This is a genomic window from uncultured Kocuria sp., from assembly GCF_947500125.1.
In the GTDB taxonomy this organism is placed as follows: domain Bacteria; phylum Actinomycetota; class Actinomycetes; order Actinomycetales; family Micrococcaceae; genus Kocuria.
In genome coordinates this window covers 1-25,980 of the sequence record NZ_CANMRA010000005.1, presented here as the reverse complement: position 1 = coordinate 25,980, position 25,980 = coordinate 1, and the positions used below count along the sequence as shown (strand labels likewise).

Here is a 25,980-nt window from a genome sequence, read left to right as displayed (position 1 = left end):
CGAGGAGGCAGCAGATGTGCGGACGCTATGTCATCGCCCGTGCCGTGGGCGACCTCGTCGCCGAGACCGGGGCCGTCCCGGACGAGAGCCTCGGCGACGCCGCCGACCAGGAGCGGCTGCGGGCCAACTGGAACACCGCGCCCACCACCGACGTGCCGATCGTCCTCGAGCGGCTGACGGGCGGGGGCGGCCGGGACGACGACGGTGAGCTGGTCCGCGAGCTGCACGTGGCCCGCTGGGGACTGGTACCGGGCTGGGCCAAGGACCCGGCGATCGGGTCGAAGATGTTCAACGCCCGGTCGGAGACCGTCCTCGAGAAGCCGTCCTTCCGCAAGGCGGTCCGCGCCCGCCGGTGCGCGGTCCCGGCCAACGGCTACTACGAGTGGAAGAAGGAGCCCGGCGCCGGGAAGAGCGGGCGCAAGCAGCCCTACTACGTCCACCCGGCGGATCCGGAGGAGACCATCTGGTTCGCCGGGATCTACGAGTGGTGGCGGGTGCCCGAGGGCACGGAGCTGCACTCGGCGGCTCTGCAGCCCGGCCGGGACGGTGCGGGGAGCACCTGGCTTCTGTCCTGCTCCATCCTCACCACCGACTCCCCGGAGTCCTCCGACGAGCACCCGGTGCTCACGGAGCTGCACGGGCTGCACGACCGGATGCCGATCCCGCTGGCGCCCGAGCACGTGGGGGACTGGCTGCGCCCGGGGGAGGAGGACGCCCCGCAGCTCGTGGACCTGGTCCGGGCCGAGGCGCACCGGACGGCCGCCCGCTGGGTGCTCGACCCGGTGGACCCGGCGGTCGGCAACGTGCGCAACAACTCCCCGGAGCTCGTGGTGCCGCAGCGGAGCCTGTTCTGAGCCCCCGGGAGGCCGCGGACCGGGTCGCCGGCTTCGTCCGCGCCCACGGCGGCGGGGTCGTGGCGACCAACAGCGGCACCGGCTGCCCCGAGTCCGCGTGGATCAACCTCGCGGCCCTCGAGGACGGGCGGCTGGTCTTCGGCACGAACGAGCGCAGCCGCAAGTACGCCAACCTTCTCGCGGACCCGCGGGTCTCCCTCGTGGTGGTCTCCGGGACGGGCCAGGAGTTCCAGCTCGAGGGCGAGGCCACCGTGCTGGAGGGGTCCGCCGAGCGGGACGCCGCCGAGGTGCTGGAGTCCCGGCACCCGGGTGCCACGGGCAAGGACAGCACGCGGCTCGTGGCGGTGCGCCCCCGCTGGGCGCGGTTCGTCGACGTCGCCGTCGAGCCCCCGGACCGGGAGGAGTTCACGCTCTGAGCCGGTCACGGGAAAGGCCCGGGACCCGCGATCGCGGGCACCGGGCCTTTCCCGTGTGGCCTTTCCCGTGTGGCCTTTCCCGTGTGGCCTTTCCCATGTGGCCTTTCCCGTGGCCGTTCTCATGGCGTTGCCGCGGGCGTCTCCTCCTGCGCCTCCGGTGGCGTCCGCTCCGGCGTCCCCGGGGCCGGAGCGGACGCCGGGCTCAGACGTAGTCCGTCTCGGGGACCCAGCGGTTGAAGTCGAGCGTCAGGTAGAGCGCGAGCGCCGCCGCGTTGTCCTCGGCGATCCGCAGGCTGACCTGGTCGTAGCCGTTGTCGTAGAGGGTGCTCATGGCGCAGCGCACGAGCTGCTCGGCCAGGCCCTGGCGGCGGCGGGAGGCCGCCGTGAACAGCTCGAAGATGTAGGGGACGTCGGGCAGGTCCTCACCCACCCGCCGGGCCAGCACGAGCGCCGCGGCCACCACGGCGCCGTCGTCGTCGACCACCACCGGCGAGGCCTCGGGGAGGAAGGGCCCGTACTCCCCGTCGAAGACGCCCCGGATCACCTGGCGGGCCTCCTCCAGGCTGGAGACCCCGCCCTGCTCGTAGGAGGAGTAGTAGAGCTGCGCGAGACTCTCGGCGTCCTCCGGGGCGGCCGGACGCAGGTTCACGGCGGGAGTCCTGGTGTTCGCCGCGGTGTGGGCGATCAGCGTGATGGTTCCGGGCATGGAGGCCTCCGTGAGGTCGACGCCGGTACGTTCCGGCGGGTCGGACGAGGGACAGGGGACGTCCGGGCGGGTCGCGCAGAGCACGCCCTCCGTGCTCTCAGCGTATCCATTTCGCTGGGCTTGTCCATGCTTCCCGGCGTCGAGTTGCAATAGTGAACTGCCCGGCCGGAGTGTCGACCGAAAGGGAACATGTGTTCCGTTCCGGTGCTCTCAAGGGTTAGCGTGTCGTACAGGTGTTCTAGCTTCCAGGGGACAGGGCGCACCGCGGGACGGGCGCCGGCCGAGGGAGAGAGGAGCCGTCGTGGGTTTCCTGACGGAGAGCGTCGACGTGGACTGCGACACGGACGGGGTGCCGGTGGGCGTGCGCTGGCGCGGGCGGAACTACCTGGTGGCGCAGGACCCCGTCCGCTGGTACGAACGGCGTGCCTGGTGGTCCGAGGATGCGCGACTGCCCAGGGACCGTGGGATCGGGGCGGTGGACCAGCAGATGTGGCGGGTCCAGGTCCAGCTGAACACCCGCTCCGAGCTGCTGACCCTCGAGCTCGTCCACACCCTCGACACCGGGCGATGGCGGCTGCTCGCGGCCACGAGCGCCTCGGGGGCGCGGGTGGTGCGCTGTGCATAGGCCCGCCGGGGGTGCATAGGATCGGAGGCGAGACCGCACCACAGGACGTGAGGGAGCACCCGTGAGACTCGGCACCGTGCGACGCGACGGCACCACCCAGGCCTTCCGGCAGGAGGACGGGCGGACCGTCTACCTTCCCGTCCCCGATGTCGGGGCCCTCCTGGCCGGGGGCGACCTGCGCCTGCCCGGGGAGCCGGGTCCCGCGCCGGCCCCGGAGGACCTGGCGACCCCCGTCCTGCGCCCGGGCAAAATCCTGTGCGCCGGACTGAACTTCTACGACCACGCGGAGGAGGTCGGCCAGGAGATCCCTCAGTACCCCACCATCTTCGCGAAGTACGCCACCGCGCTCATCGGCCCCACCGACCCCATCGCCATGCCGGAGGAGTCCGAGAAGATCGACTGGGAGGCTGAGCTCACCGTGGTGATCGGCTCGCCCCTGCGCCACGCCACGCTCGACCAGGCGCGGGCCGCGATCGCCGGGTACACCATCATGAACGACATCTCGGTGCGGGACTGGCAGGGCCGGACCTCCGAGTGGTTCCAGGGCAAGAACTTCGACCGCACCACCCCCGTGGGCCCCGTGGTCGTGACCCCCGACGAGATCGACCCCGAGGCGGGACTGGCGATCCGCTGCACCGTGGACGGCGTGCTGCACCAGGACTCCGGCACCGACCGGATGATCTTCTCCGCCGTGGAGCTGGTCGAGTACCTCAGCCGGTTCCTCACCCTCGAGCCCGGCGACCTCGTGGCCTGCGGCACTCCCGCCGGCGTGGGCCTGGCCCAGAAGCCCCGCCGGATCTGGCTGCGCGACGGCCAGGAGGTCGTCACCGAGATCGAGGGCATCGGCGAGCTCCGCAACGTCTGCACCCCCGCCGAGGACCTTCGGGCGGCGGCCGGCTGACCCGGCACCCGTCCTCCAGGCTCCGGCCGCTCCGTTCCCGCTCTGTTCCCGCCTCTCTGTTCAGACCGCTCTGTTCCCGCTCTGTTCCCGCCTTCGACCGGAGGACCCCATGGCGACGATCGGCTTCCACGCCTCCCACGAGCAGATCCCTCCCGAGCAGCTCCTGCGCGACGTCGCGCACGCCCAGCAGGCCGGCTTCGGCGCCGCCATGTGCTCCGACCACCTCGAGCCGTGGTCACCGCACCAGGGCCACTCCGGGTTCGCCCTCTCCTGGCTGGGCGCGGCCCTGGCCACCACGGACCTGACGTTCGGGTTCGTGCACGCCCCGGGCCGGCGCTACCACCCCGTGGTCACCGCCCAGGCCACGGCCACCCTCGCCCGCATGTTCCCCGGCCGGCTCTGGACCGCTCTGGGCAGCGGGCAGAAGCTCAACGAGCGGGCCGTCGCCCCGGACTGGCCGGCCAAGGAGCAGCGGCAGCGGTTCCTCGAGGGCAGCTTCGACGTCGTCCGCCGGCTGCACGCGGGCGAGGAGGTGTCCCGCCGCGAACCGTTCCACGCCGACCGCGCCCGGGTCTGGGACGCACCGGAGGTTCCACCCGACCTGCTCGTGGCCGCGCTGACCCCGGCGACGGTCCGCCGCTTCGCGCCCGTGGCCGACGGGTTCATCACCGTCCAGCAGCCCCTGGAGGACCTGCGCCGGATGCTCGACGCCTGGCGCGAGGCCGGAGGCACCGGCCGGGCCGCCCTGCAGGTGCACCTGAGCTGGGCGACCACCCCGGAGCAGGCCCGCGCGATCGCCCTCGACCAGTGGCGCACCAACGTCTTCGACCCCGTGACCATGGCCGAGCTCGCCTCGCCCCAGGACTACCTGCGCAAGGCGGTCCAGGAGGACATCGGGGACGAGCAGGTCGCCGGGGCGGTCAACGTCTCCGCCGACCTCGGCCGGCACGCCGAGTGGCTGCACGAGTACGCCGAGCTCGGCTTCGACGAGATCTACCTGCACCACGTGGGGCAGGAGCAGGGCCGCTTCCTCGACGCCTTCGGGGAGTCGGTGCTGCCCCGGTTCGCGCAGGCCTGAGCCGGCGCGGGCCGGGGAGCGCCGCCAGCCACCGGGCCCTACGGCAACCGGGACGGCCGCCGCAGGACTGCCGCGCCGGCCTGATCCGGCTCGAGCGGGACCGGGCTGTGCAGCACGGCCGGTCCGCGGTGCAGGGCACCGCTGGACAGCGGCCGGCAGCGCAGGCCCCCTCGCCCCCGCATGGCGGCGTGCGCGCCCGGGGCGAGCACCCGGTCCATCCAGGCGCAGGGATGGGCGGGCCGCCCGCCCCGCAGCCGCACGAGTTCGCCCCGGGACTCCAGTGCGAACTCCTCGCCCAGCAACGGGGCCAGCTGAGCGCCCCGGAGCACCACGTTGCGCCGCGTCAGGAGCGGGTCGAAGGGAGCTGCGCCCAGGTCCGCGGCCATGGCCTCGAGCGCCTCGACGGCCAACAGGGTGACGGCGGCGTCCATGTGCGCGGCCTTGCCGAAGAACCGGTCGCCGACGACGCCCTTGCCGGCCACCAGCTCGGCCCGGTCGGCGTCGGTGGTGGGGACGTCCGCGGCGCCGTCCCGGGCGCGGCCGAAGTAGGCGTGGGCCGGGGACACGAGCAGGTGCAGGACCTCCACGTCGTACCGGTAGCTCTCCGCCATGCCGCACATCCCTCCGTCGGAACGGCCGCCCCTGTCGCATCGCCGTGCTGCCGTCAGGGCTCAGCATAGGGCGGGCGGGGAGCGCGGTGGACCCGGTGGCCTTCGGGTGGAGGACGCGGACCTCGTCCCCGACGTGCACGGGAGAGGAGCAGGCGGTGGCCGGTGCCCTCGTGGCGTCCGGGGACCCTGTGGGCAGCCCCGCCGAGGGTCTGGCCTTCCGCCCCGGACCCCAGCGCTCTCGCGACCCCAGCGGTTTGCAATTGACTTAAGATTCGAACACGTATTCGAATGGGGGCGTGAGCTTTCCGCACCTGCACGTCGCCACCGCCTTCAGCGCCCACTTCGGGGTCAGCCGGCCCGCCGTCCTGGCGGCGGCGGCCGCGGCGGACGGCGCGGACGTGCTCGCCTGCACCGACCGGGACGGTCTCTACGGTGCGATCAAGCACCTGGGCGCGTGCCGGGAGCACGGCCTCGACCCGGTCCTGGGGGTCGATCTCGTTCTGCTGGCCCCCGGCCGCGAGCGCGCCCTGGGCCGCGTGGTGGTCCTCGCGGCCGGTCACACCGCCGGCGCGGGCTACGCCGCCCTGTGCCGGCTCGTCTCCACCGCCCACGCCACGCAGGGCCCGCCCGGGGTGACCGCCGCCGAGATCGCGGCCGCCGCCGTCTCGCCCCGGCACGGGGAACCGGTCCTGACCGTGCTGCTCGGACCCGCCTCCGACGTCGGGCAGGAGCTCGCGGCCCGCCGCTACCGCACCGGGCGCGCCGCCCTGGCCCGGTGGCGGGCACTGCTCCCCGCACCGGCGCTCGCCGTGGAGGTGGTCTCGCACCTGGCCGCCCCCGGCACCGCGTGCAGCACCTCCCACGCGGCGCGGATGCTGCGCGCCGCCCTCGAGGCGGGGCTGACCCCCGTGCTGACCAACGCGGTGCGCTACGCCACCCCCGCCGAGGCCGCCACCGCCGACGTCCTCGACGCCGCCCGCGCCCTCACCCCGCTCGAGACCCTCGGGGCGCGGGCCGGCCTCGCGCCCGGCGGCAGGGGAGGGGGCGCCGGGCGGACCGGGGGGTCCCGCCGGACGACGGCGCCGGAGCCGCTGCAGCCCAACGGCCAGGGCTGGCTCAAGTCCGCCCGGCAGATGCGCGCGCTCGCGGCGGAGATCGCCCGGGCCGCGGACCTGGGCGCCGCCGGTGCCGCGGACCTGCTGGCAGGCACCCAGCGGGTCGCCGACCGGTGCCGGCTGGACCCGGTCGCCGACTGCGGATGGGGGCGGCCGGTGGTGCCGGAGGCCTCCGTGCTGGGCCTGGACCGGCCGGCGCCCGCGGAGCTGCGGGCCCGGTGCGAGGCCGGTCTGGGGCGCCGCTATCCGGGCCGCCGCGCCACACGGGCCGTGCGGGACCGGCTGGAGCGGGAGCTGGGGGTGGTCGAGGACCTCGGGTTCGCCTCCTACTTCCTCACCGTGGCCGAGGTCTCCGCGATGATCGGGGCGATGGGTGTCCGCCACGCCGCCCGCGGCTCCGGGGTGTCCTCGCTCGTCAACTATCTGCTCGACGTCTCCCAGGTGGATCCGCTCGAGCACGAGCTGCTCTTCGAGCGCTTCCTCTCCAACGACCGCTCGACCCTCCCGGACATCGACATCGACGTCGAGTCGGCCCAGCGCCACCGCGTCTACCGGCGGATCTTCGAGCGCTTCGGCCCCGAGCGGGTGAGCCTCATGAGCATGCAGAACGCCTACCGGGCCCGCGGCGCCGTCCGGGACGCCGGGCTGGCGCTCGGCATCGACCCCGAGACCGTGGACGGTGCCGCCAAGCAGCTGTGGCACCTGCCGGCCTCGGCGCTGCGGGAGACCATCGCCCGCCGGCCGGAGCTGCGGGACTTCGCCGAGCAGGTGGCCCAGGAGAAGCAGCTCGACCTCCTCGTGGACCTCACCGAGCGCCTGGACCGGCTGCCCCGGCACATCTCCATGCACCCGTGCGGGGTGATCCTGGGGGACCTGAGCCTCCTGGACCGCACGCCGGTGCAGTCCAGCGGGACGGGGATGCCCATGAGCCAGTTCGACAAGCACGACATGGACCCCATGGGCATGCTCAAGCTCGACATCCTCGGCGTGCGGATGCAGTCGGCGCTGGCCCACGCCGTCGACGAGGTGGCCCGCATCCACCCGGACCGGCCCCGCCTGGACCTCGAGGCGATCCCCGTGGACGACGGGAGGACGTTCGAGCTCATCCGCTCGACCCACACCCTGGGCTGCTTCCAGATCGAGTCCCCGGGCCAGCGCGAGCTCATCGGCAAGATGGCGCCCACGAGCGTCCGGGACCTCATCGTGGACATCTCCCTGTTCCGTCCCGGGCCCATGCACTCGGACATGGTGCGCCCCTACCTGGAGCACCGCCACGGCTGGTCCGCGCCCGTCCCGATCCACCCGGCCCTCGACCCGATCCTCGCCGAGACCCACGGTGTGACCGTCTTCCACGAGCAGGTCCTGCGCATCCTCGACACCTTCACCGGGTGCGGTCTCGCCCGGGCCGACGAGCTGCGCCGCCGGCTGGGCTCGGAGCGCCAGCTCGAGGTGGAGGAGTTCTTCCGGGAGCGGGCCCGCGCGCGGGACTACCCCCTCGACGTCGTGGACCGGGTCTGGGAGACCCTGGCGGCGTTCGGCTCGTTCGGCTTCTGCAAGGCCCACGGCGCGGCGTTCGCGGTGCCCACCTACCAGTCCGCGTGGCTGAAGGCCCACCACCCGGAGGCGTTCCTCGCGGGACTGTGGGAGCACGACCCCGGGATGTACCCCAAGCGCCTGCTCGTGGGGGAGGCGCGGCGGATGGGCATCCCCGTCCTGCCCGTGGACGTCAACCGCTCCGACGAGCACTACCGCGTGGAGCGGCTCGACGACGACCCCGCCCGCCTGGGCGTGCGCCTGGCCCTCACCGGGATCCACGGGGTCTCCCGGGCCGAGGTCCGCCGGATCGTGGCCGGGCAGCCCTACGCCTCGCTCGCCGACCTGCGGCAGCGGGCCCGTCCCGCCCGGCGCACCCTCGAGCGTCTCGCGGCCGTCGGGGCCTTCGACGGCCTGCTGCGCCGGTCCGGCGGCGCCGCCTCCCGCGCCGACCTCGTGCACGCCCTGCGGACCCGGGCGGACAGCGGCCGGCCGGCCCGGCCGGCCGGGGAGGTCGAGGGGCAGCTGGCCCTTCCGCTCGGGGACCTCGAGCTGCGCGCCCTGCCCGCGGAGCGCCCCGAGCCCACCCTGGCGGAGAAGGTCCGCACCGAGCTGGACCTGCTCGCGGTGGACGTCTCGGCGCACCTGCTGGAGAGCTGGGCGCCCCTGCTCCGCGAGCTCGGGGTCACGCCCGCGGAGCGGCTGCTGGACCTGCGCAACCGTTCCGAGGTGCTCGTGGCGGGCGTGCGGGTCTCGACCATGACCCCTCCCATGCGCAGCGGCCGGCGGGTGGTCTTCGTCAGTCTCGACGACGGCACGGGCGCGGTGGACTGCGCCTTCTTCTCCGACGCCCAGGACCGCTCGGGACAGCACCTGTTCGGCACGCGGATGCTGCTGGTGCGGGGGCGGACGCGGCGCACCGGACCCCGGGGGATCAGCCTCAGCGCGGAGCAGGCCTGGGACCTCACCGACCCGGGAACCCCGGCTGCCGTGCGCGCCGCGTCCCCGCCGGGCACCCCGGGGGCCGGGGCAGGATGAGCCGGGAAACCGGGCAGTTCCAGGGGGTTTCACTCTCGGTGAATCCATTGGCCAGCGAACTGATTGCCAGTATGGTTACTAATAACAGCGGACGAGCTGCACCCCGCCTCCGGGCGGAGATCGTCCGCGGCGAGCCCCCCGTCCAGGGGAGCCCGTTGCCTCGCAGAATAGAGAAGGAGTTCTCATGGCTACGTACGACGTCAACGCACTGCTCTCGGCCACCGCCTACGGGTCGGACGGCGACAAGATCGGCAAGGTCGAGCAGGTCTTCCTGGACGACAACACCGAAGAGGTCACCTTCGTGACGGTCAACACCGGTCTCTTCGGTGCCAAGGAGAGCTTCGTCCCGGTCGACGGCGCCCAGCAGGACGGCGACCGCTTCGTCCTTCCCTACACCAAGGACGTCGTCAAGGACGCCCCGAACGTGGACGCGGACCAGCACCTCTCCCCGGCCGAGGAGGAGGAGATCTACCGCTACTACAAGATGAACTACGCCGGCGCCGACGCGGGTGACCGTGACCGCGACCTCACCGACCGTGACCGCACCGCTGGAGTCGCCGGCACCGAGGACGTCGCCGACCGCGACGACCGCTACGCCGCGGACACCGACCGCAACGCCGTCCCGGCCACCGGCACCGCCGACACCGCCGGGTACGCCGAGACGGACCGGGACGCCACCGACCGCAACAGCACCGCCGGGATCGCCGACGTCGACCGCTCCGTCACCGACCGCGACCGGGACCTGACCGATCGCGACCGGGACCTCACCGACCGTGACCGCGACCTCACCGACCGTGCCGACAACGGCGTGGTCCGCCACGAGGAGCAGCTGCACGTCGGCAAGGAGCAGCGCGAGACCGGCCGTGCCCGTCTGCGCAAGTACGTGGTCACGGAGAACGAGACCGTGGACGTGCCCCTCGAGCGCGAAGAGGTCCGTGTCGAGCGCACCCCGCTGAACGGCAACGAGTCCACCTCCGGCACCATCGGCGAGGAGGACGTCGAGGTAAGCCTCCACGAGGAGCGCCCCGTCGTCGCCAAGGACACCGTGGGCGTCGAGAAGGTCGGCCTCGAGAAGGACACCGTCCGCGACACCGAGCGCGTCGACGCCGACGTCCGCAAGGAGCAGGTCGAGGTCGAGACCGACGCCGAGCGCGGCACCGGCCTGACCGACCGCGACCGTGACCGCGGCACCGGCCTCGACGACGACGATCGCCGCGACCGCATCTGATCGCGCCCGGTCTCTCCGGGGCCCCCGTCACCGCTTCGGTGACGGGGGCCCCGTCGTCGTGCCGGGTGCGGTTCACCCCGGTGCCCGCCGGGACCGCGCGCCGGGCACGGCCGCGTAGTAGACCAGGCCCAGCGCCACCACCGCCGCGGCCTGGACCGCCGAGAGCACGGCCCCGTACCCCACGCCCACGCCCACGCCCACGCCCACGAAGAGCATGAGCGCCGACACGGGCAGGGCCCGTGTCTCCCCGAACTGCCCCACGGAGCAGGACCGCAGTCCCGCGCGATGCTCGGGGGAGAAGCTGAGCTCCGGGACCCGGGTGACGGCGCCCACGGCGAGGCCCAGCAGGGCGATCGCCGTGCACACCACGAAGAGCGTGCCGTAGCCGACCGCCGTGGACAGGCTCAGTCCCGCCAGGGGGCCCAGCGCGGCGGCCAGGGTGGTGGAGAGCATGAAGGACCCGGTGCCCTCGCCCCGCCGGTGCGCGGGGATGAGGGCTTGGACGGCGGCGGGCAGCACGGTGGTGGCCATGCCGAAGCGCTCCATGGCGTAGAGCGCCATGACGGTCACCAGCAGGTAGAAGTTCATCGAGATGAGGAACTGGCCCGCCCACATCAGCACGAAGCCGGTGGTCCACAGCCGCTGCGGGGGCGGCGGAGGGGAGGGCGGCGCCTCCTCTCCCGGCGCGGGCGGGTCGGGCGGTTCGGGAACGTCTGCGGACATTGGGTGGCCTCACCTCCGCTGGTCATCATCTCGCCGCCGCTGCCCGCACCGGCCGACAGGTACCATCGATGCAGTGCGCGCCGCCCGCCGGTGCCGCTGCCACGCGCCCCCCGTACCGGTGCGTGCCGTTGCCGACCCAAGGAGCACCTTCCCCATGACCACCGTGCCCGAGCACCAGCCCGAGTCCGCCCCCCTCACGATCACCGTCGACGGCGAGCAGCGCACGGTGGGGACCGGGACCTCCGCCGCGGACCTCTACCGCGAGGACCGCTCCGTGGTGGTGGCCCGGGTCAACGGTGTGCTCAAGGACCTGGCCACCGGACTGGCCGACGGGGACGACGTGCAGCGGGTGCTGGTCTCCGAGCCGGAGGGCCTCGAGGTGCTGCGCCACTCCGCCGCCCACGTCATGGCCCAGGCCGTGCAGCAGCTGCACGAGGACGCCAAGCTCGGCATCGGCCCCTACATCACCGACGGCTTCTACTTCGACTTCGACGTCGAGCAGGCGTTCACGCCCGAGGACCTCAAGGCGATCGAGAAGCGGATGCAGCGGATCGTGAACTCCACCCAGTCCTTCCGCCGCCGCGCGGTGAGCGAGGAGGAGGCCCGGGCCGAGATGGCGGACGAGCCGTACAAGCTCGAGCTCATCGGCCTCTCACAGGGTCCGGGCTCCGGCGGGGACGTGGACGCCGCCGCGGAGGGCGCCTCCGTGGAGGTCGGCGCCGGCGAGCTGACGATCTACGACAACGTGGACCGCAAGACCGGGGAGACGGTCTGGAAGGACCTGTGCCGGGGCCCCCACCTGCCGGACACCAAGCTGATCGGCAACGGCTACGCCCTCACGCGCTCGGCCGCCGCCTACTGGCGCGGCTCCGAGAAGAACAAGCAGCTGCAGCGCATCTACGGCACGGCATGGCCGTCCAAGGAGGACCTCAAGGCCTACAAGGACCGCCTCGCCGAGGCGGAGCGGCGCGACCACCGCCGGCTCGGCTCGGAGATGGACCTGTTCTCCTTCCCCGACGAGCTCGGCTCCGGCCTGCCGGTGTTCCACCCCAAGGGCGGGATCATCCGCAAGACCATGGAGGACTACTCCCGGGAGCGGCACACGCAGGCCGGCTACGAGTTCGTCTACACCCCGCACATCACCAAGGGACACCTCTACGAGGTCTCCGGCCACCTCGACTGGTACCGCGAGGGCATGTTCCCCGCGATGCACGTGGACGAGGAGCGGGACCCGCAGACCGGGGAGCTGACCAAGCAGGGCCAGGACTACTACCTGAAGCCCATGAACTGCCCGATGCACAACCTGATCTTCCGGTCCCGCGGCCGCTCCTACCGCGAGCTGCCGCTGCGCCTGTTCGAGTTCGGGCAGGTCTACCGGTACGAGAAGTCCGGCGTGGTCCACGGCCTGACCCGGGTGCGGGGCATGACCCAGGACGACGCCCACATCTACTGCACCCGGGACCAGATGAAGGCGGAGCTGACCACCACGCTCAGCTTCGTGCTCGACCTGCTCAAGGACTACGGGCTGGACGACTTCTACCTCGAGCTCTCCACCAAGGACCCCGAGAAGTTCGTGGGCTCGGACGAGCTCTGGGACGAGGCCACGAACACCCTCGCCGAGGTCGCGGCCGAGTCCGGGCTGGACCTGGTCCCGGACGAGGGCGGCGCCGCGTTCTACGGCCCGAAGATCTCGGTGCAGGCCAAGGACGCGATCGGGCGGACCTGGCAGATGTCCACCATCCAGCTCGACTTCAACCTGCCGGAGCGCTTCGACCTCGAGTACCAGGCCGCCGACGGCACCCGGCAGCGGCCCGTGATGATCCACCGCGCCCTGTTCGGGTCCGTGGAGCGGTTCATGGGGGTGCTCGTGGAGCACTACGCCGGGGCGTTCCCCGCGTGGCTGGCCCCCGTCCAGGTCGTGGCGATCCCGGTGGCCGAGGCCTTCAACGACTACCTGCAGGGTGTCGTGGACACGCTGCGGGCCCGCGGCGTGCGCGTGGAGCTGGACGCCGGCTCGGACCGGTTCCCGAAGAAGATCCGCACCGCCTCCAAGGAGAAGGTCCCGTTCGTGCTCATCGCGGGTGGGGAGGACGCCGAGGCGAACGCCGTGTCCTTCCGCTTCCGCGACGGCTCGCAGGACAACGGCGTCCCGGTCGGCGAGGCCGTGGAGCGGATCGTGGCGCACGTCCAGCGCCGCATCAACGAGGAGCCGACGGCCGCCGCCGCCGAGGACCCCCGCGCCGCCGCGGAGACGGCAGGGGTGGGGCAGTGACCGGAACGGCACCCGACGCCGGGCCCCCGCACCACTGGATCCGCCAGGACGAGTTCGAGATCCCCGGGGTGCCCGACAGCTTCCAGCGGCTGTGGACCCCGCACCGGCTCGCCTACGTGCGCGGCGAGGACCCGTCCGTGCGGGAGGACCCCGGGTGCCCGTTCTGCAACGGCCCGCAGCGCGCGGACGAGGAGTCGCTGATCGTCCACCGCGGCGAGCACTGCTTCGTGATCCTCAACCTGTTCCCGTACAACCCCGGGCACCTCATGGTCTGCCCGTACCGGCACGTGGCCGATCTGACGGAGCTCGAGCTGGAGGAGCTGCGGGAGCTGACGGACCTGACCCGCACCGCGGTCGCGACGATCCGCAGCGTCGCGTCCCCGCACGCCTTCAACGTGGGCATCAACCTGGGGGCCGCGGCCGGCGGCTCCCTCTCGGGGCACCTGCACCAGCACGTGGTGCCGCGCTGGAACGGGGACGCCAACTTCATGCCCGTCCTCGCCGGGACCAAGGCGATCATGCAGACCCTGGGGGACACCCGCCAGGACATCGCCGACGCCTGGCCCGTGGCCTGAGCCCTCCGGTCTGAACACTTCGGTCTGAGCTCTTCGGTCTGAGCTCTCCGTGCTGATGGCCCGCACCGGTCATCCGGGCCGACTCCGAGGCCGGGTGCCGGGCTCGAACCCCGGCCGCGACGCCCGGCCCCGGGCGCCTCGGCGCTCAGCCGTGGGCGTCCCGGGCGGGAGCACCGCGCCGCCGGTGGACGAACTCCTCCCGCGGCTGGAGACCGCGCCGCTCCAGCAGCGCGCCGAGGTGCGGGCGCCGTCCCAGCAGAGCCTCGAAGGCCTCCATCGGGGCGGTCTCGTTGCCCCGCGAGAGCACCTCCTCGGCGAAGCGCCGCCCGTTCTCCCGGGTCGGTCCGCCGCGGGCCGTGAACCACTGGGCCGTGTCCGCGTCGAGGATCTCGGACCAGATGTAGGACCAGTAGCCCGCGGAGTAGCCGCCGGCGAAGATGTGCTTGAAGTACCCGGTCCGGTAGCGCGGGGCGATGCCGTCCACGTCCACCCCGGCGCGGACGAGCTCCTCCCGCTCCACGGTCCGCGGCTCCGGCAGCTCGGCCGGGTCCTCGATCGCGTGCCAGGCGAGATCCAGATAGGTCGAGGCGAGGTACTCGACGGTCCGGTAGCCCTGTCCGTGCGCGGAGGCCTCCCGCAGGCCCGCCACGGTCTCCTCGGGGATCGGCTCTCCCGTGCGGTGGTGGCGGGCGTAGTGCCGGAGCACCTCCGGGTGCAGCACCCACATCTCGTGCACCTGGGAGGGGTATTCCACGAAGTCCCGCGGCACCTTCGTCCCGGAGAAGGAGGGCAGCTGCACGTCGGAGAGCAGCCCGTGCAGGGCGTGGCCGAACTCGTGGAAGACGGTCACCACCTCGTCCAGGGTCAGCAGCTTGGGCTTGCCCGCGGGCGGCCGGGTGAAGTTCGCGTTGTTGACGACGACGGGGCGCTGCCCGGTCAGCCGGTTCTGGTGCACGAGCGAGCCCATCCAGGCGCCGCCCTGCTTGGTGGGCCGCGTGAACCAGTCGCCCAGGAACAGGCCCGCGCCACGGCCCTCCTCGTCGGTGACCTCCCACACCCGCACCTGGGGCAGATAACCGTGCAGGTCGGGACGTTCGGTGAAGACGAGCCCGTAGAGCTCCCGGGCGGTGCGGAAGATCCCGTGCTCCAGCACGGACTCCAGCTCGAAGAACTCCCGCAGCGCCGAGGCGTCCACGCGGTAGCGCTCCCGGCGCAGCCGCTCGGCCCAGAACGGCCAGTCCCACGCCTCGATCGGGTGCCCGGCCAGCTGCTCGAGCTCGGCCCTCTCCTCGAGCGCGTTGCGCACCGCCGGACCGGTGATCCGCTCCAGCATCTCGTGCACCGCCTCCAGGGACGGCGCCGTGCTCCCGGCCAGGACCTGCTCGGCGTGGCTGCGGTAGCCCAGCAGTCCGGCCTGTTCCGCGCGCAGCCGGGCGATCCGCGCGGCCACGGGCAGCAGGTCCGTGCGGCTCTGCGATCCCTCGCCGCCGTGCTCGCCGGTGCCGCGGTTGACGGCGGCCAGATGGATCCGCCGGCGCAGCGCACGGTCCGTGAGCGCCGACAGCACCGGCTGGACGGTGAACAGCGAGGGCGTGAGGAGGTACCGGCCCGGCAGTCCGTTCTCGGCGGCCGCGGAGGCGGCGGCCTCGATGTCCGCGGGGGACAGGCCGTCCAGCTCGGCGGGGTCGTCGACGACCACGGCCGAGGCGTTGACCTCCCTGATCAGGTCGTTGCCGTAGCTGATGCTCAGCTCCGAGAGCTCGTCGTTGATCTCCCGGAGCCGCTGCTGGTCGTCCAGGCTGAGCTCCGCGCCGGAGTTCGCGAACCAGGAGACGTACTCGTCCAGCACCCGCAGCTGCCACGGCTCCAGGCCCGTGCGGTCGACCCGCCGCACCCGGGCGTAGAGCTCCTTGTTGAGCGTGAAGTCCGCCTTGTGCTCCGACAGCCGCGGGGCAAGCTCCTGGTAGATCCGTTGGATGCCCTCCGTGTTGTGGGCGGCGGTCAGCGTGAAGAAGACCGACTCGACTCGGTCCAGGGGCAGACCGCCACGTTCGAGGGCCTCGATGGTGTTGGCGAAGGTGGGTGGGGCCGGGTCGGCCAGGATGGTCCGCACGCACTCGAGGTCCTGGGCCATCGCCGTCTCGAAGGCCGGCAGGAAGTGCTCCTCCTTGATCCGTCCGAAGTCGGGCAGCTCGTAGGGGAGCTCGCTGGGGCGAAGGAGTGGGTTGTCCAAGGGGGCGGCTTCTGTCGTTATGGGCGGACGGGTGCGACCAAGACTAGCCTCCCCGTGTGACGGGGGTGTGAGCACGCCGCGCCCGTCGACGAGGCGATGCGGACATCGACGACGTCGACGACCTCTCGCAGATCGGTCAGACTGGACAACGCGTCCTCCTTCTTGCCGGAACGGGGACGTGGTTCCGGTCCGGGGGCGGAGGCTCGGCAGCGCTGTGGTGGGGCACATTCGGCGCCGCTCACACCAGGCGGTCGCTCCTGTCAGCACCATCGCCCCGAGGGTCGCTGACGGTTCTGAGGGCGGCCGCGGAGATGCCTGCGTCCGGAAAGGGAGTGCTCTACTGATGCCCCACCAAGCGCAGGAGTACGACGTCGTCATTGCCGGGGGCGGACTTGCCGGGCGAAGCCTCGCCTACTTCCTGAGTCGGGAACCAGAGCTGACCGGGGCGCGGATCCTCATCATCGACGACGCCGAAGAACGTTACCCGCACCGTTCCCTGATCTACTGGCACGACAACGCCCTCCCGTTGCCCCTGACTCCCGCAGCCACGTTCACGAGCCTCGCGGTCGACGCAGGACCTGCCCAGCAGGTCCTGCCGCTCAAGCGCCACCGCCTGTGCCTCACCTCGTCACGGGCCGTTTTCCGATGCCTCGACGAAGTCATTGATGCCAACCCTCACATCACCCGTCTTGACGCACAAGTTTCACGAGTACGGGCCCATGCCGACTCGGTGGAAGTGGCCCTCTCCGATGGCCGGCTCTTCACGGCATCCCACTGCTTCGACAGCACCGTGCCCCTAACCGGGATCAAGGCACCACTGCTCATGTCGGGTGAGGTTCGACGGGTGCGAACTGCGCACGATGCCTTTGACCCATCGATTGCCACCTTCATTGATTTTCGGTCCGGTGAACACCACCCCGTGCATTTCCACTGCGTCCTGCCGATCTCAACCCGAGAAGCCGTCGTTGAAGTCACCCGGATCATGCCGGGGAAGGTCCCAACCCCGGAATTCTCGTTCGAACAGGCAACGTCGGCTTACCTGCGTGAGGTGTGGGGTGTGAGCAAGTTCTCCTTGGTGTCCGTGGAACGGGGCTCCATCCCCTTGGGCATCCGCCCCAGTTCTCCCCGCGGCAGCCATGTGCCCATCGGATGTCCCTCCGGGGCCGTCAAGGCCACCACTGGATACGGCTTCACCCGAATCCTTCGCCAGACCCAACACATCGCCTCCACGCTGGCATCCACCGGGTCACCTGACACTCCCCGGCCGTCCCCACGCTTCCGCTGATACGACAAACCCGTGCTCAAGATGTGGAAACACGATCCTGAACACGCGGTGCAATTCATGAAGGCCGCGTTCACCTCCGGCGATGCTGATCTCGTCCTGGACTTCCTCGACGAGCGAACCACTTTCGCACAGGAACGGGGGCTGCTCGGGTCCATGCCGGTCACGATGCTCCTGCAGCCACGTCCATGGATCTGAGCCCGTCATCAGAACCCCTTGTCCGGGCGAACCGGCAAACCGATCTTCTGCACGCGGTGACAACAGATTTGATCCAAGGGGCATGAAGATTGCTGCGGGCCCCCGAGGTAGTAGCACCCCCGCCACACGACGTGTGGTGGGGCTGCCTCGCAGAGTCCGGCCGAGCACGGCCCGGCGTGGCAATGACCAGCCCCGGAGGGTTCTGGTTGCCACCCAGCTCTGTCAAAGCACCGCTTGTCAATCCCAGCAGTCCCTCCGCCGACGACAGAACCTGCCATGTCGGCGAAGATGTCGATGACCGTGCCTGTCCAGCTCACGATGAGGGTGAGCGGTGCAGGTCACGGAGCGAGCGGCACCACCAGCACCGGGACGGAGGAGAACTCCAGCACGCGCAGGGTGTGCCCCCCGATATACGGAGTGGTGTGGCCAGGGCGGTCGACGAGAGCCATGACGATCAGCGTGGCGCCGATGAGCCGGGCCTCGGCCAGGATCTCGGCCGCCACCTGCCCGTGGCGCAAGCTCGACGTCACTTCGACGCCTGCGGCGGCTGCCAGTGCTGCGACGTGCCGGAGGGAGGCCTGGGCCGCCAGCTCGTGGCTCCGCGCCATCTCGGAGGGGTCGGCGACACCGGGATACCGGGCCGGCGCTGGCGGGTTCACGACGCTCACGACCCGCAGGGTCGCACCGAGGGTGCGGGCGTAGTCGACGGCCACTGTTGCTGCGTTAAAGGCAGCTCGGGAATCGTTGACGGCCACCAGGATCACCCTGTTCATGCTGTTTCCGTCCTCTCTGGGGTCGGCGCCGTCGGACCGCGGTTTCGGGGGCGTCGGTCTGCGGCCCAGCGCAGTCGCAAGGTCTCCTCCAGTTCCTGCGCCTCGATCTGGCGTGCCACTTCCAGCAGTTGCTGCTCCAGTTGTGGGATCCACCGGTTCTCGACTGCTCGGCGACGAGATCTCGTCGCGGTGAGCTCGGCTGTCAGCAACCGGACCGCCCGCTGGGCTGCGGCGTAGCGCACTGCGGCCTCCAGCGCCGCGCGGTGGGCGGCTGCCGCCCGGATCAGCGCCGAGCTGCCGGTGTCCTGCAGTGTCAGCTGGCACCGGCAGTGCGCATCGGCCGGGTAGTCCACTCCCATGGCCGTCTCCCGGTGCACCAGCACCTCGGCTCGCCCCTGCGGTGCCGCGCTCGTGATCCGTGCGAGCCCGTCCAGGGCCGCGGCGCGGCCCAGCCAGCGGACCGCCTCGGCGGCCAGGTCCTCCCACTGGGTCCGGACCAGGCCCGCCCGCAGCTGGAGGCGTTCGAGCTCTTCCGCCACGATGTGCTGCTTGCGGTCCAGCAGTTTGGCGCCGTGCCGGGCCGTCGTGAGTCGGTGCTCGAGTCTGGTCCGTTGCGCCCGCCCCGTGCCGCTCACGACCGGTCCTTCCGCCCGGGGAGATAACGGTCCAAGAAGGTGGTGGACACCATGGTGAGTTCGGCGGGGGGCAGGGCGGCCAGCGCGGCCCACGCCCGGTCCAGCGTCTCCTCCAGGGATCTGAACTCCTCGGGGCCCTGGTTGAGGAAATCTCTTTCCAGGTGCGTGCGGTAGGCGATGTAGCTGCGGTCGGTCTCACTGAGCGCGGCCACACCCACCAGTTCTGCCAGTTCCGCGGCCTGGCGAGCCCGGGCCATGGCGGCGATCATCTGGGCCGCCACGTCCAGGTGGTCCTCGCGGGTGCGGCCCTTCCCGGCGCCGCTGCGCATCAGCCGGGAGAGGGAGGAGAGGACGTCCACCGGGGGGTAGATGCCACGGGCCAGGACGTCGGGGGCCAGGACGATCTGGCCTTCCGTGATGTACCCGGTGAGGTCGGCCACCGGGTGCGTGATGTCCCCGCCGGGCATGGTCAGCACCGGCAGGACTGTCACCGAGCCGTCGTGGCCCTGGACCCTGCCGCACCGTTCGTAGAGTGTGGCCAGGTCGCTGTACAGATAACCGGGGTAGCCACGCCGCGCGGGGATCTCCCGCCGGGCGGCAGAGACCTCGCGGATCGCTTCGGCGTAGCTGGTCATGTCCGACATGATCACCAGGACGTCGTGGCCCTCGGCGTAGGCCAGGTGCTCGGCGACGGTGAGCGCGATCCGCGGTGTGAGGATCCGCTCGATCACCGGGTCGTTGGCGGCGTTGAGCAGGAGGACCAGTTCCCCGGCCGCCGACCGCTCCTCGAGCCGGTCCCGGACGTAGGCGATGTCGGCGTGCGTGAGACCCATGGCTGCGAACACCACCCGGAAGGACCGGCCCTCGGAGGTCGCCTGGGAGGCGATCTGCGTGGCCAGCGCCAGGTGAGGCAGCCCGGGCACGGAGAAGATGGGCAGCTTCTGTCCCCGCACCAACGTGGTCAGGGCGTCGATCACCGACAAACCGGTCAGCACCGGCTGTCGCGGTGGCTCACGGTGGACGGGGTTCAGGGGCCACCCACTGACCGGGAGGAAGGTGGCACCGGTCACCGGAGGGCCGCCGTCGAGCGGTTCTCCGCGGCCGTTGCAGACCCGTCCCAGCCACCCGGAACCCACTTGGATGTGCAACGGGCGGCCCGCGAAACGGACCCTGATCCCCCCCAGTGCCATACCGCCGGTGCTCTCCAGCACTTGCAGGGTGGCGATGTCCCGATCCACTTCCAGCACGAGGCCGTGGCGTTGCCCACCGCCGGCGAGATCCACCTCGGCGAACTCGTCCCAGCCGACGCCGTCGGCTCCGCCGAGGACCAGCAGCGGTCCGCGCAGTTCTCGAACGTCACCGTAGGAGACCTGGACGCCGATCTGCTGCGGTGAGGCCGCCGCTTCCACGGGAGCGGCACCCGGATCGGGTGAGCCGGTCACAGCAGCTGCTCCAGCCGGCCCAGCATCACCGTGCGCGACGCGGCGACACCGGCCGCGTCCGAGGGTCCGCTCTCCTCGCGGGCGCGCAGTACCGGGCCGAAATCGACCTGCTCGACGGCTGCGGCTGCGATCCCTTGCTCGACCAGTCGCCGGCAGGCCGCCACGACGTCGAGCACCAGGTCCAGCAGCGCGGCTGTCTTCTCCACCGAGCAGAACCCGTCGTTGGCGCTCAGGGCGTTCTGCATCAGCACGCCCTCGCGCAGCAGCCGCCCGCCGAGCATCGTCATCCGCTCATGGCCCGGCAGCGAGGACACCCCGATGACCTCCGCCAGGGACTCGAGCCGATCGGCCTCGGCGATCAGGGCCGCGGCCCGGGCCCGCCGCTCGACCCAGCCTGGCCGGCCATGCGTCGCCTGCCACGCTCCCAACGCATCGACGTCGCGGGCGAAAGACCCGGTCCAGCTCACGGCCGGATAGTGCCGGGAGTACGCCAAATCCCGGTCGAGCATCCACAGGGCCCGGACGAAGCGCTGGGAGTCCGTGGTGACCGGTTCGCTCATGTCACCGCCCGGGGGCGAGACCGCCCCGATCACCGTGACCGATGCCGTCCTGCCCCCCAAGGTGGTCACACGACCGGCTCGTTCGTAGAAGGAAGCCAGTGCAGAGGAGAGGTCGGCCGGGTAGCCCTCCTCGGCAGGCAGATCACCGTTGCGGTTGGCGAACTCGCGCAGCGCCTCGGCCCAACGGGACGTGGAGTCGGCGATCACCACGACGTCATGGCCCATGTCCCGGTAGAACTCCGCCACCGTGATACCGGTGAAAATGCTGGCCTCACGCGCCATCATCGGCATGTTGGAGGTGTTGGCGATGATGACGGTGCGATCGATCAGTCGGCCCCCCGTCCGCCCGTCCTCCAGCTCGGACAGTCCTTCCAGGACGTCGGCCATCTCGTTGCCCCGCTCCCCGCACCCGACGTAGACGATGACATCGGCATCACTCCACTTGGCGATCTGCTGGAGCAGCAGGGTCTTGCCCGTCCCGAAGCCGCCGGGTACCGCGGCGGCGGCCCCGCGCGCCAGCGGGAACAGCAGGTCCAGGACTCGCTGGCCGGTGTGCAAGGGGACCACCTCGGCGTGCCGGGTCCTGAACGGGCGCTGCCGTCGTAGCGCCGCACGCTCGGCAAGCCGGACGTCGTGGTCTCCTACCCGGGCCACCACGTCCGAGCCTCGGAGCCGGGACTGTGGCGCCAGCCAGGTGAGCTCGCCGGTGACGCCCGCCGGCACCAAAAGCCGGTGTTCCACGGCTCCTGAGTCCGGCACGGTTCCCAGGACGTCACCCGGGGCGAGTCGGGAACCCACCGTAGCGGTCGGGTCGAAGTTCCACCGGCGTTCCAGGAAGGTGTTGGCCTGCGCCGAGCCGGTCCGCTCCGGAGCCAGCCACAGCGGGGCCATGGACAGTGGGCGCATCAGACCGTCGAAGACCTGCCCGAGCAGGCCGGGCCCCAGCACCCCGGACAGCTCGGCGCCGGTGGCGGCTGCGAGGTCCCCGACCTTCAGCCCACCGGTGTACTCGTAGGCCTGCAGCGTCGCCCGTGGTCCGGTGACGGCCACGGTCTCGGCGCTGATGCGGTAGGGCCCCACTTCGACCAGCTCCAGCATGGCCAGGCCTTCGATGCCCTCGACCTCCACCAAGGGCCCGCTGACGCGCACCACGTTTCCCACCCGTCGCTGCGTTACCGGCGCCACAGCGAGCTCGCCTCCGGCGCCGACTCGAAGACCAGGGCAGCCAGCACGGGCAGGGACAGGTCCAGGCTGCGGGTGCCGGTTTCGGCCACCACCCCGCCCTCCGGGCTTTCTCGCACCGTGGCGGCCGGGCCCAGGACCTGGCGGCACTGCTCTCTCAGCCGCTCCCGCAGCTCGGGGTACCGGGGGTCTGTCCGCAGGGCCACGGCCGCCTCCCGGAGACGCCGTTGCAGGTCTTGACGCAGAGCGTTCTGCTGGGCCAGCACCAGCTCGTGCGCCTGCCGTCGGACCCGGGCCGAGCGTCGTGCGGCCTCGGCTCGTGCCGCGGCCTCACCCTCCGCCGCAGCCGCAGCCAGGATGCCGGCGGCTTCGGTCCGGGCCGCGTCCTCCAGCTCTCGTGCTTGTCGGGCTGCGCCCTCGAGGATGTCCGCGGCTTCCCGCTGCGCGGCCTCGCGCAGGGTCCGCCGCACCGGTTCGAGGGCGGCCGCGGAGACCGGCGCTGTCCCGCTCATGGCAGCACCACGGTCATCGGGGCGTTTTGGTCCACCATGAACGGTTCCAGCGCGCGACCCGCATCCGCCGTCAGCAGCACGACCGCGGTGCCCGGCGGCAGGGCGGCCCATGCTCCGCGCGCCTCCTCGTCGTTGCGGGCAGGGAGAACGTCAACCCCGCACAGTGCGTAGCCGGCCAGCAGCGCGGGTTCACCGATGGCGCGGACCCTGGCCGAAGTGGCGTCCACGGCCGCTCACGCCCTGCCGATGAGGACGATGGCGATGATCAGACCGTAGATGGCGATGCCCTCGGCCAGACCGACGATGACCATGGCTCGGCCGAAGATTTCCGGCCGTTCGCTCATCGCGGCCAGGGCCGCCGAGCCCGTGTAGGCGACCGCGATCGCCGCTCCGATCGAGGACCCCGCGACGGCAATGGCGGCCGCGATCAGGGCCGATCCGCCGGCCCCGGTCGGCGCCGGGGTGGTCGTCGCTGGGACGAGCGGTGTCGCCGGCTCCGTCGCGACCGAGGGGTCCGCCCCGAGTGCGGAGAGCAGCACCGCCACGGCGGCGACCAGCACCGCGAGGTTGAGTCCCGTCAGCACCACGAGGGCCGTCCGTTTCCGGCGCCTGGCCAGCAGGACGGTGCCCGCGCACACCAGGAGGAGGACGGGGAGCATACCGAACCAGGGATTCATGGACGTCACCTTTCGTCCGGGGCATCGGCGTCAGCGGTGCCGCCCGGAGCAGAGGAGGAGATCGAGGAGGGGGCATCGAGGACCGGTGCCCAGGGCTGGAAGGCCCGTCCCGCGGACTGGAACACGCGGGAGAACAGCTCGTAGTACTCAAGGCGTAGCGCCTGGATGCCGGCCACCAGTGCTTCCAAGGCGAACGTCAGGACGTTGCCCACCACGAACACGGCGGCCGCAGCGACGGCCCGCCACCCCGGTTCCCACAGGGCGGTCGTTGCCTGCCAGACAACCATCAGCAGAGCCGCGTGGGTCAGCCCGAAGGCGGCCAGACGGGCGAAGGAAACCAGGTTCGATCCCAGCCGCACCACCGTGTCCATCAGCTCGATGACCGCCTGGAGCATGCCGCTCGCCCCTCTGCCGGCCTCCGTGTAGAGGCCCACGAAGACGAGGACCAGCGCGCACAGCGCCGTCACGACCCCGGCCGCCACCAGCGGATCCATCCCTGTGGTCAGCCCCCAGACCAGTAGCCCGACGGCGAGGAACAGCAATGACCCGGCGACACCGGACTGGGCGTACAGGGCCAGACCCCACCCGCCCTCCCGGACCCGGTTAACCGTGCCGATGGCGTAGGCGCCGGCCAGCAGTAGCGCTCCGAGCACCAGCCCGGCGGTCATGAGCCGGACCGGCTCCGCCAAGGGATCCAGCCACAGGGTGGGGACGAGCCCGGTGGGGCCGAACGCCTCCCCGTACAGCGCCCCGAAGACCATCGAGGTCAGGCCGGCGGCACTCACGAAAAGCCAGGCCCTGCGCAGGCGGGCCGCCCGGCGGATGCGGCCGGTCCTCAGCAGCAGGCCGAGCGCGAACAGGACGGCGCCGTGCCCGACGTCGCCGAACATCATCCCGAACATCAGCACGTAGGCGACCCCCGCGGCACGGGAAGGGTCCAGATCGGCGTAGGGAACGGTGCCGTAGGTGTCGACCAGTGTCCGGGAGATCCCGCTTCCTCCGCTGCTCCCCAGCAACGTCGGCGGCTGGGCCCAGCGCGGCCGGTCCAACCGCACGACGGCGGCCCCGACGGGGGCAAGTGCCGCGGCAAGTGCGGGGACCTCTTGGGCGGGCATCCACCCGACCAGTCCTACCAGCGGGCCGGACGTCACAGCGGCAGCGGCAGCCTTCTCCAGTTCCTCCGGCCCGGTGCCCGGTTCCTGCGGGAGGTCGAGTTCGACGACCGCGCAACGGGCTACCTCGACGAGCATCGGCCGCAGGCCCAGGGCCGGCACAACCAGACCGACCCGTTCCATGCGAGCCGGGACCAACCGTTCACGCCATGACATCGAGCACCTCACCGGCTCCGGCGCCGATGGTCGCCGCAGTCAGCGCCACCCGGACCCGCCAGGCGTCGACGGCCAGTACGGCCAGAGCACCCAGCACCACCTCGGCGCCCGGGAGGGAGCCGTGCAGCAGACGGAACCCGTCGTCCTCCACCGCGAAGCCGAACCTGGCCTCCGCCCGCCACAACCCCTCCGGCTGCTCCACGCCCGAGATGATGCCACGCAGGTGCGGCGGGACGGCGGCGGCGAACGCCGTCATGCCGTCCGCGGTCTCCCACGTCCTGCCCAGGACCGGGCGCAGAAAACGTAGGAGAGGCTGCATCGGCGCCGCGCCGTCGAAAAGCTGGAGCCGGGCCGCCGTGAGAACGCACACCATCCCGTACCAGGGCCGTGCCCTCGGCGCGACCGTGGCCAGCCGCCTCCACCAGGCCAGTAACAGGACGTCTCGCAAAGAGCCGGCGCCGTCGATCTCGAAGCCGATGCGCCCCCATGGGGGGCCGTCCAGGACACGGGCCAGTTCCTCGGTTGACGTGGCCGTCCGCACCCGCGGCCAGGCGGTAGCCAGCGTCCCGAGGTCGAACGGCGGCGTCTCCTGCCCGCCACCGTCGAGCCGACGGGCCAGTGCCACGACGTTCTCGATCTCGAAGAGTCCGGCCGCGGCCCGGGCCAGACCGGTCCCGGTAGGAGGCAACCACCCGGCCAACACCCGCAGCCGCCACAGGAACGCCTCGTTGAGAGCACGCTCGGCCTGCTCCAGGTCGAGGATGCCACCGAACCCACCCGGGGTCGCCCATTCAGGCCCCAGGGACAGAGCGCCGGCCAAGCCGTCCTGGGCGGCCATGCGCCGGCACACGGCCACCCCCACGCGGTGCTGTGCCATGGATCGGGCACGCACGGAGGCTGCGACCCAATCCGCCCTCATGATGGCCCGGTGCTCCCATACGCCACGATGCGATCGAGGAGCACGGCCACCACGGACGGCATCTGTCGCCGCGCCTCGTCCTTGAGGGTGGCCGCTTCGGCGGCGGCGCGCTCGAGCAGATGTGCGTCCTGGGCGGAGCCCGATCGCTCCGCGCTCTGGGCAGCGCCCGCGCGCCGGGCGTCGGATTCCAGTCGGGCGCGGGCCAGAATGGCCGCCGCTCGGCCCCTGGCAGTCTCCATCTCCTCCTCCGCCCTCCGACGCGCGTCTTCCACCAGGACCCGGCATGAAGCTACGTCGTCGGACAGAGCGGCGAACACGGGGGCCAGTTCCTCAGCTGGGCCCAGCTCGTCGTCAACACGGCCCGTCGCGGAGTCGGCCGGACCCGGCGCGCCCACAGGGCGGAAGCGGTCCAGAATGTTGCTCCGTACTATGCGACCTCACTCCGGTCAGGATTGAAGGTCAGTGTAGGCGCGTGCCGATGGCCCCGAGTTGAGCCCCCGATAGTGGTGTAGCGCGGTGGCCCTGCTCGTCGTTCCGGACGAGGGTGCGGCCACCGTGAGATCT

General features: G+C 71.9%; 25 protein-coding genes. 11 read left to right on the top strand and 14 right to left on the bottom strand.

The window, feature by feature from the left end; translation table 11 throughout:
- Nucleotides 1-14: 14 nt before the first annotated feature.
- Both Q0817_RS04765 and Q0817_RS04760 read left to right on the top strand, forming a co-directional pair.
- A complete protein-coding gene (locus Q0817_RS04765) occupies nucleotides 15-854 on the top strand; it encodes an SOS response-associated peptidase (RefSeq protein ID WP_298585007.1) in 840 nt (279 codons plus the stop codon).
- Nucleotides 851-1,270, top strand: a complete 420-nt coding sequence (locus Q0817_RS04760) for a pyridoxamine 5'-phosphate oxidase family protein (RefSeq protein ID WP_298585184.1) — start codon at nucleotides 851-853, stop codon at nucleotides 1,268-1,270. The genes Q0817_RS04765 and Q0817_RS04760 overlap by 4 nt, the downstream gene beginning before the upstream one ends.
- Nucleotides 1,271-1,472: 202 nt before the next feature.
- Here Q0817_RS04760 and Q0817_RS04755 read toward each other — a convergent pair whose 3' ends face one another.
- The gene (locus tag Q0817_RS04755; RefSeq protein WP_298585006.1) at nucleotides 1,473-1,976 is read right to left on the bottom strand and encodes an N-acetyltransferase; all 504 of its coding nucleotides are present in this window, start codon (nucleotides 1,974-1,976) and stop codon (nucleotides 1,473-1,475) included.
- A 301-nt stretch (nucleotides 1,977-2,277) separates the two neighbouring features.
- On the opposite strand from Q0817_RS04755, the gene Q0817_RS04750 reads away from it, so the two are divergent.
- The 3 genes from Q0817_RS04750 (at nucleotide 2,278) to Q0817_RS04740 (ending at nucleotide 4,580) form a co-directional block, all read left to right on the top strand.
- Nucleotides 2,278-2,601, top strand: a complete 324-nt coding sequence (locus tag Q0817_RS04750; protein WP_298585004.1) for a DUF6504 family protein — start codon at nucleotides 2,278-2,280, stop codon at nucleotides 2,599-2,601.
- Between the two features lie 61 nt (nucleotides 2,602-2,662).
- Nucleotides 2,663-3,502, top strand: coding sequence for a fumarylacetoacetate hydrolase family protein (locus Q0817_RS04745; RefSeq protein ID WP_298585002.1), 840 nt, complete (start codon nucleotides 2,663-2,665; stop codon nucleotides 3,500-3,502).
- A gap of 109 nt (nucleotides 3,503-3,611) precedes the next feature.
- Nucleotides 3,612-4,580 (top strand): TIGR03885 family FMN-dependent LLM class oxidoreductase, encoded by a 969-nt coding sequence (locus tag Q0817_RS04740; protein ID WP_298585000.1) that lies wholly within the window; start codon nucleotides 3,612-3,614, stop codon nucleotides 4,578-4,580.
- A gap of 38 nt (nucleotides 4,581-4,618) precedes the next feature.
- Here Q0817_RS04740 and Q0817_RS04735 read toward each other — a convergent pair whose 3' ends face one another.
- A complete protein-coding gene (locus Q0817_RS04735) occupies nucleotides 4,619-5,191 on the bottom strand; it encodes an MOSC domain-containing protein (protein WP_298584998.1) in 573 nt (190 codons plus the stop codon).
- A 296-nt stretch (nucleotides 5,192-5,487) separates the two neighbouring features.
- Here Q0817_RS04735 and dnaE point away from each other — a divergent pair, with 296 nt between their 5' ends.
- Together dnaE and Q0817_RS04725 are read left to right on the top strand one after the other, a co-directional pair.
- Nucleotides 5,488-8,877 (top strand): DNA polymerase III subunit alpha, encoded by a 3,390-nt coding sequence (gene dnaE, locus Q0817_RS04730; protein WP_298584996.1) that lies wholly within the window; start codon nucleotides 5,488-5,490, stop codon nucleotides 8,875-8,877.
- Nucleotides 8,878-9,061: 184 nt separating this feature from the next.
- A complete protein-coding gene (locus Q0817_RS04725; RefSeq protein WP_298584994.1) occupies nucleotides 9,062-10,105 on the top strand; it encodes a PRC and DUF2382 domain-containing protein in 1,044 nt (347 codons plus the stop codon).
- 72 nt (nucleotides 10,106-10,177) lie between these two features.
- Here Q0817_RS04725 and Q0817_RS04720 read toward each other — a convergent pair whose 3' ends face one another.
- Nucleotides 10,178-10,828, bottom strand: coding sequence for a hypothetical protein (locus Q0817_RS04720; RefSeq protein ID WP_298584992.1), 651 nt, complete (start codon nucleotides 10,826-10,828; stop codon nucleotides 10,178-10,180).
- A gap of 154 nt (nucleotides 10,829-10,982) precedes the next feature.
- Here Q0817_RS04720 and thrS point away from each other — a divergent pair, with 154 nt between their 5' ends.
- Nucleotides 10,983-13,100 carry a threonine--tRNA ligase gene (thrS, locus tag Q0817_RS04715; RefSeq protein ID WP_298584990.1) on the top strand — a complete coding sequence of 706 codons (2,118 nt, stop codon included), beginning with the start codon at nucleotides 10,983-10,985 and terminating at the stop codon, nucleotides 13,098-13,100.
- Complete coding sequence (locus Q0817_RS04710; protein ID WP_298584989.1) at nucleotides 13,097-13,675, top strand: HIT domain-containing protein; 579 nt, start codon at nucleotides 13,097-13,099, stop codon at nucleotides 13,673-13,675. Before thrS ends, Q0817_RS04710 begins: the two co-directional genes overlap by 4 nt.
- Before the next feature lie 145 nt (nucleotides 13,676-13,820).
- Here the strand turns inward: Q0817_RS04710 and Q0817_RS04705 are convergent, their stop codons facing one another.
- Nucleotides 13,821-15,908 carry a M3 family metallopeptidase gene (locus Q0817_RS04705; RefSeq protein ID WP_298584985.1) on the bottom strand — a complete coding sequence of 696 codons (2,088 nt, stop codon included), beginning with the start codon at nucleotides 15,906-15,908 and terminating at the stop codon, nucleotides 13,821-13,823.
- A gap of 343 nt (nucleotides 15,909-16,251) precedes the next feature.
- Between Q0817_RS04705 and Q0817_RS04700 the strand changes: the two genes are divergently transcribed.
- Together Q0817_RS04700 and Q0817_RS04695 are read left to right on the top strand one after the other, a co-directional pair.
- Nucleotides 16,252-17,193 (top strand): lycopene cyclase family protein, encoded by a 942-nt coding sequence (locus Q0817_RS04700; RefSeq protein ID WP_298584981.1) that lies wholly within the window; start codon nucleotides 16,252-16,254, stop codon nucleotides 17,191-17,193.
- Between the two features lie 12 nt (nucleotides 17,194-17,205).
- Nucleotides 17,206-17,388: a hypothetical protein gene (locus Q0817_RS04695; protein WP_298584978.1), complete on the top strand. Its 183-nt coding sequence runs from the start codon at nucleotides 17,206-17,208 to the stop codon at nucleotides 17,386-17,388.
- 338 nt (nucleotides 17,389-17,726) lie between these two features.
- On the opposite strand, the gene Q0817_RS04690 is transcribed toward Q0817_RS04695, so the two are convergent.
- Genes Q0817_RS04690 through Q0817_RS04645 form a run of 10 tightly spaced genes read right to left on the bottom strand, consistent with a single transcriptional unit; the run spans nucleotide 17,727 to nucleotide 25,733 of the window.
- Nucleotides 17,727-18,161 (bottom strand): universal stress protein, encoded by a 435-nt coding sequence (locus Q0817_RS04690; protein ID WP_298584976.1) that lies wholly within the window; start codon nucleotides 18,159-18,161, stop codon nucleotides 17,727-17,729.
- On the bottom strand, nucleotides 18,158-18,796 hold the full coding sequence (locus Q0817_RS04685; protein WP_298584974.1) for a V-type ATP synthase subunit D: 639 nt from the start codon (nucleotides 18,794-18,796) through the stop codon (nucleotides 18,158-18,160). Before Q0817_RS04685 ends, Q0817_RS04690 begins: the two co-directional genes overlap by 4 nt.
- Complete coding sequence (locus Q0817_RS04680; protein ID WP_298585183.1) at nucleotides 18,793-20,205, bottom strand: V-type ATP synthase subunit B; 1,413 nt, start codon at nucleotides 20,203-20,205, stop codon at nucleotides 18,793-18,795. The genes Q0817_RS04685 and Q0817_RS04680 overlap by 4 nt, the downstream gene beginning before the upstream one ends.
- A 29-nt stretch (nucleotides 20,206-20,234) precedes the next feature.
- A complete protein-coding gene (locus Q0817_RS04675) occupies nucleotides 20,235-21,950 on the bottom strand; it encodes a V-type ATP synthase subunit A (protein ID WP_298584971.1) in 1,716 nt (571 codons plus the stop codon).
- A gap of 20 nt (nucleotides 21,951-21,970) precedes the next feature.
- Nucleotides 21,971-22,492 (bottom strand): hypothetical protein, encoded by a 522-nt coding sequence (locus Q0817_RS04670; RefSeq protein ID WP_298584969.1) that lies wholly within the window; start codon nucleotides 22,490-22,492, stop codon nucleotides 21,971-21,973.
- On the bottom strand, nucleotides 22,489-22,719 hold the full coding sequence (locus Q0817_RS04665) for a hypothetical protein (RefSeq protein ID WP_298584966.1): 231 nt from the start codon (nucleotides 22,717-22,719) through the stop codon (nucleotides 22,489-22,491). The genes Q0817_RS04670 and Q0817_RS04665 overlap by 4 nt, the downstream gene beginning before the upstream one ends.
- 6 nt (nucleotides 22,720-22,725) lie before the next feature.
- The gene (locus Q0817_RS04660; protein WP_298584964.1) at nucleotides 22,726-23,169 is read right to left on the bottom strand and encodes an ATP synthase subunit C; all 444 of its coding nucleotides are present in this window, start codon (nucleotides 23,167-23,169) and stop codon (nucleotides 22,726-22,728) included.
- Between the two features lie 5 nt (nucleotides 23,170-23,174).
- Entirely contained in the window at nucleotides 23,175-24,464 is a 1,290-nt protein-coding gene (locus Q0817_RS04655; RefSeq protein ID WP_298584962.1) for a V-type ATPase 116kDa subunit family protein, read from the bottom strand.
- A 19-nt stretch (nucleotides 24,465-24,483) separates the two neighbouring features.
- Entirely contained in the window at nucleotides 24,484-25,374 is an 891-nt protein-coding gene (locus tag Q0817_RS04650) for a hypothetical protein (RefSeq protein ID WP_298584960.1), read from the bottom strand.
- Nucleotides 25,375-25,412: 38 nt separating this feature from the next.
- Nucleotides 25,413-25,733 (bottom strand): hypothetical protein, encoded by a 321-nt coding sequence (locus tag Q0817_RS04645; protein WP_298584958.1) that lies wholly within the window; start codon nucleotides 25,731-25,733, stop codon nucleotides 25,413-25,415.
- Between the last annotated feature and the right edge of the window lie 247 nt (nucleotides 25,734-25,980).

Excerpts from the sequence above, each read along its gene's own strand:
- Q0817_RS04765 (WP_298585007.1), top strand. The coding sequence starts at position 15 with ATGTGCGGACGCTATGTCATCGCCCGTGCCGTGGGCGACCTCGTCGCC.
- Q0817_RS04755 (WP_298585006.1), bottom strand. The coding sequence starts at position 1,976 with ATGCCCGGAACCATCACGCTGATCGCCCACACCGCGGCGAACACCAGG.
- Q0817_RS04740 (WP_298585000.1), top strand. The coding sequence starts at position 3,612 with ATGGCGACGATCGGCTTCCACGCCTCCCACGAGCAGATCCCTCCCGAG.
- Q0817_RS04735 (WP_298584998.1), bottom strand. The coding sequence starts at position 5,191 with ATGGCGGAGAGCTACCGGTACGACGTGGAGGTCCTGCACCTGCTCGTG.
- Q0817_RS04725 (WP_298584994.1), top strand. The coding sequence starts at position 9,062 with ATGGCTACGTACGACGTCAACGCACTGCTCTCGGCCACCGCCTACGGG.
- Q0817_RS04720 (WP_298584992.1), bottom strand. The coding sequence starts at position 10,828 with ATGTCCGCAGACGTTCCCGAACCGCCCGACCCGCCCGCGCCGGGAGAG.
- thrS (WP_298584990.1), top strand. The coding sequence starts at position 10,983 with ATGACCACCGTGCCCGAGCACCAGCCCGAGTCCGCCCCCCTCACGATC.
- Q0817_RS04700 (WP_298584981.1), top strand. The coding sequence starts at position 16,252 with ATGCCCCACCAAGCGCAGGAGTACGACGTCGTCATTGCCGGGGGCGGA.
- Q0817_RS04690 (WP_298584976.1), bottom strand. The coding sequence starts at position 18,161 with ATGAACAGGGTGATCCTGGTGGCCGTCAACGATTCCCGAGCTGCCTTT.
- Q0817_RS04670 (WP_298584969.1), bottom strand. The coding sequence starts at position 22,492 with ATGAGCGGGACAGCGCCGGTCTCCGCGGCCGCCCTCGAACCGGTGCGG.
- Q0817_RS04660 (WP_298584964.1), bottom strand. The coding sequence starts at position 23,169 with ATGAATCCCTGGTTCGGTATGCTCCCCGTCCTCCTCCTGGTGTGCGCG.
- Q0817_RS04655 (WP_298584962.1), bottom strand. The coding sequence starts at position 24,464 with ATGGAACGGGTCGGTCTGGTTGTGCCGGCCCTGGGCCTGCGGCCGATG.
- Q0817_RS04650 (WP_298584960.1), bottom strand. The coding sequence starts at position 25,374 with ATGGCACAGCACCGCGTGGGGGTGGCCGTGTGCCGGCGCATGGCCGCC.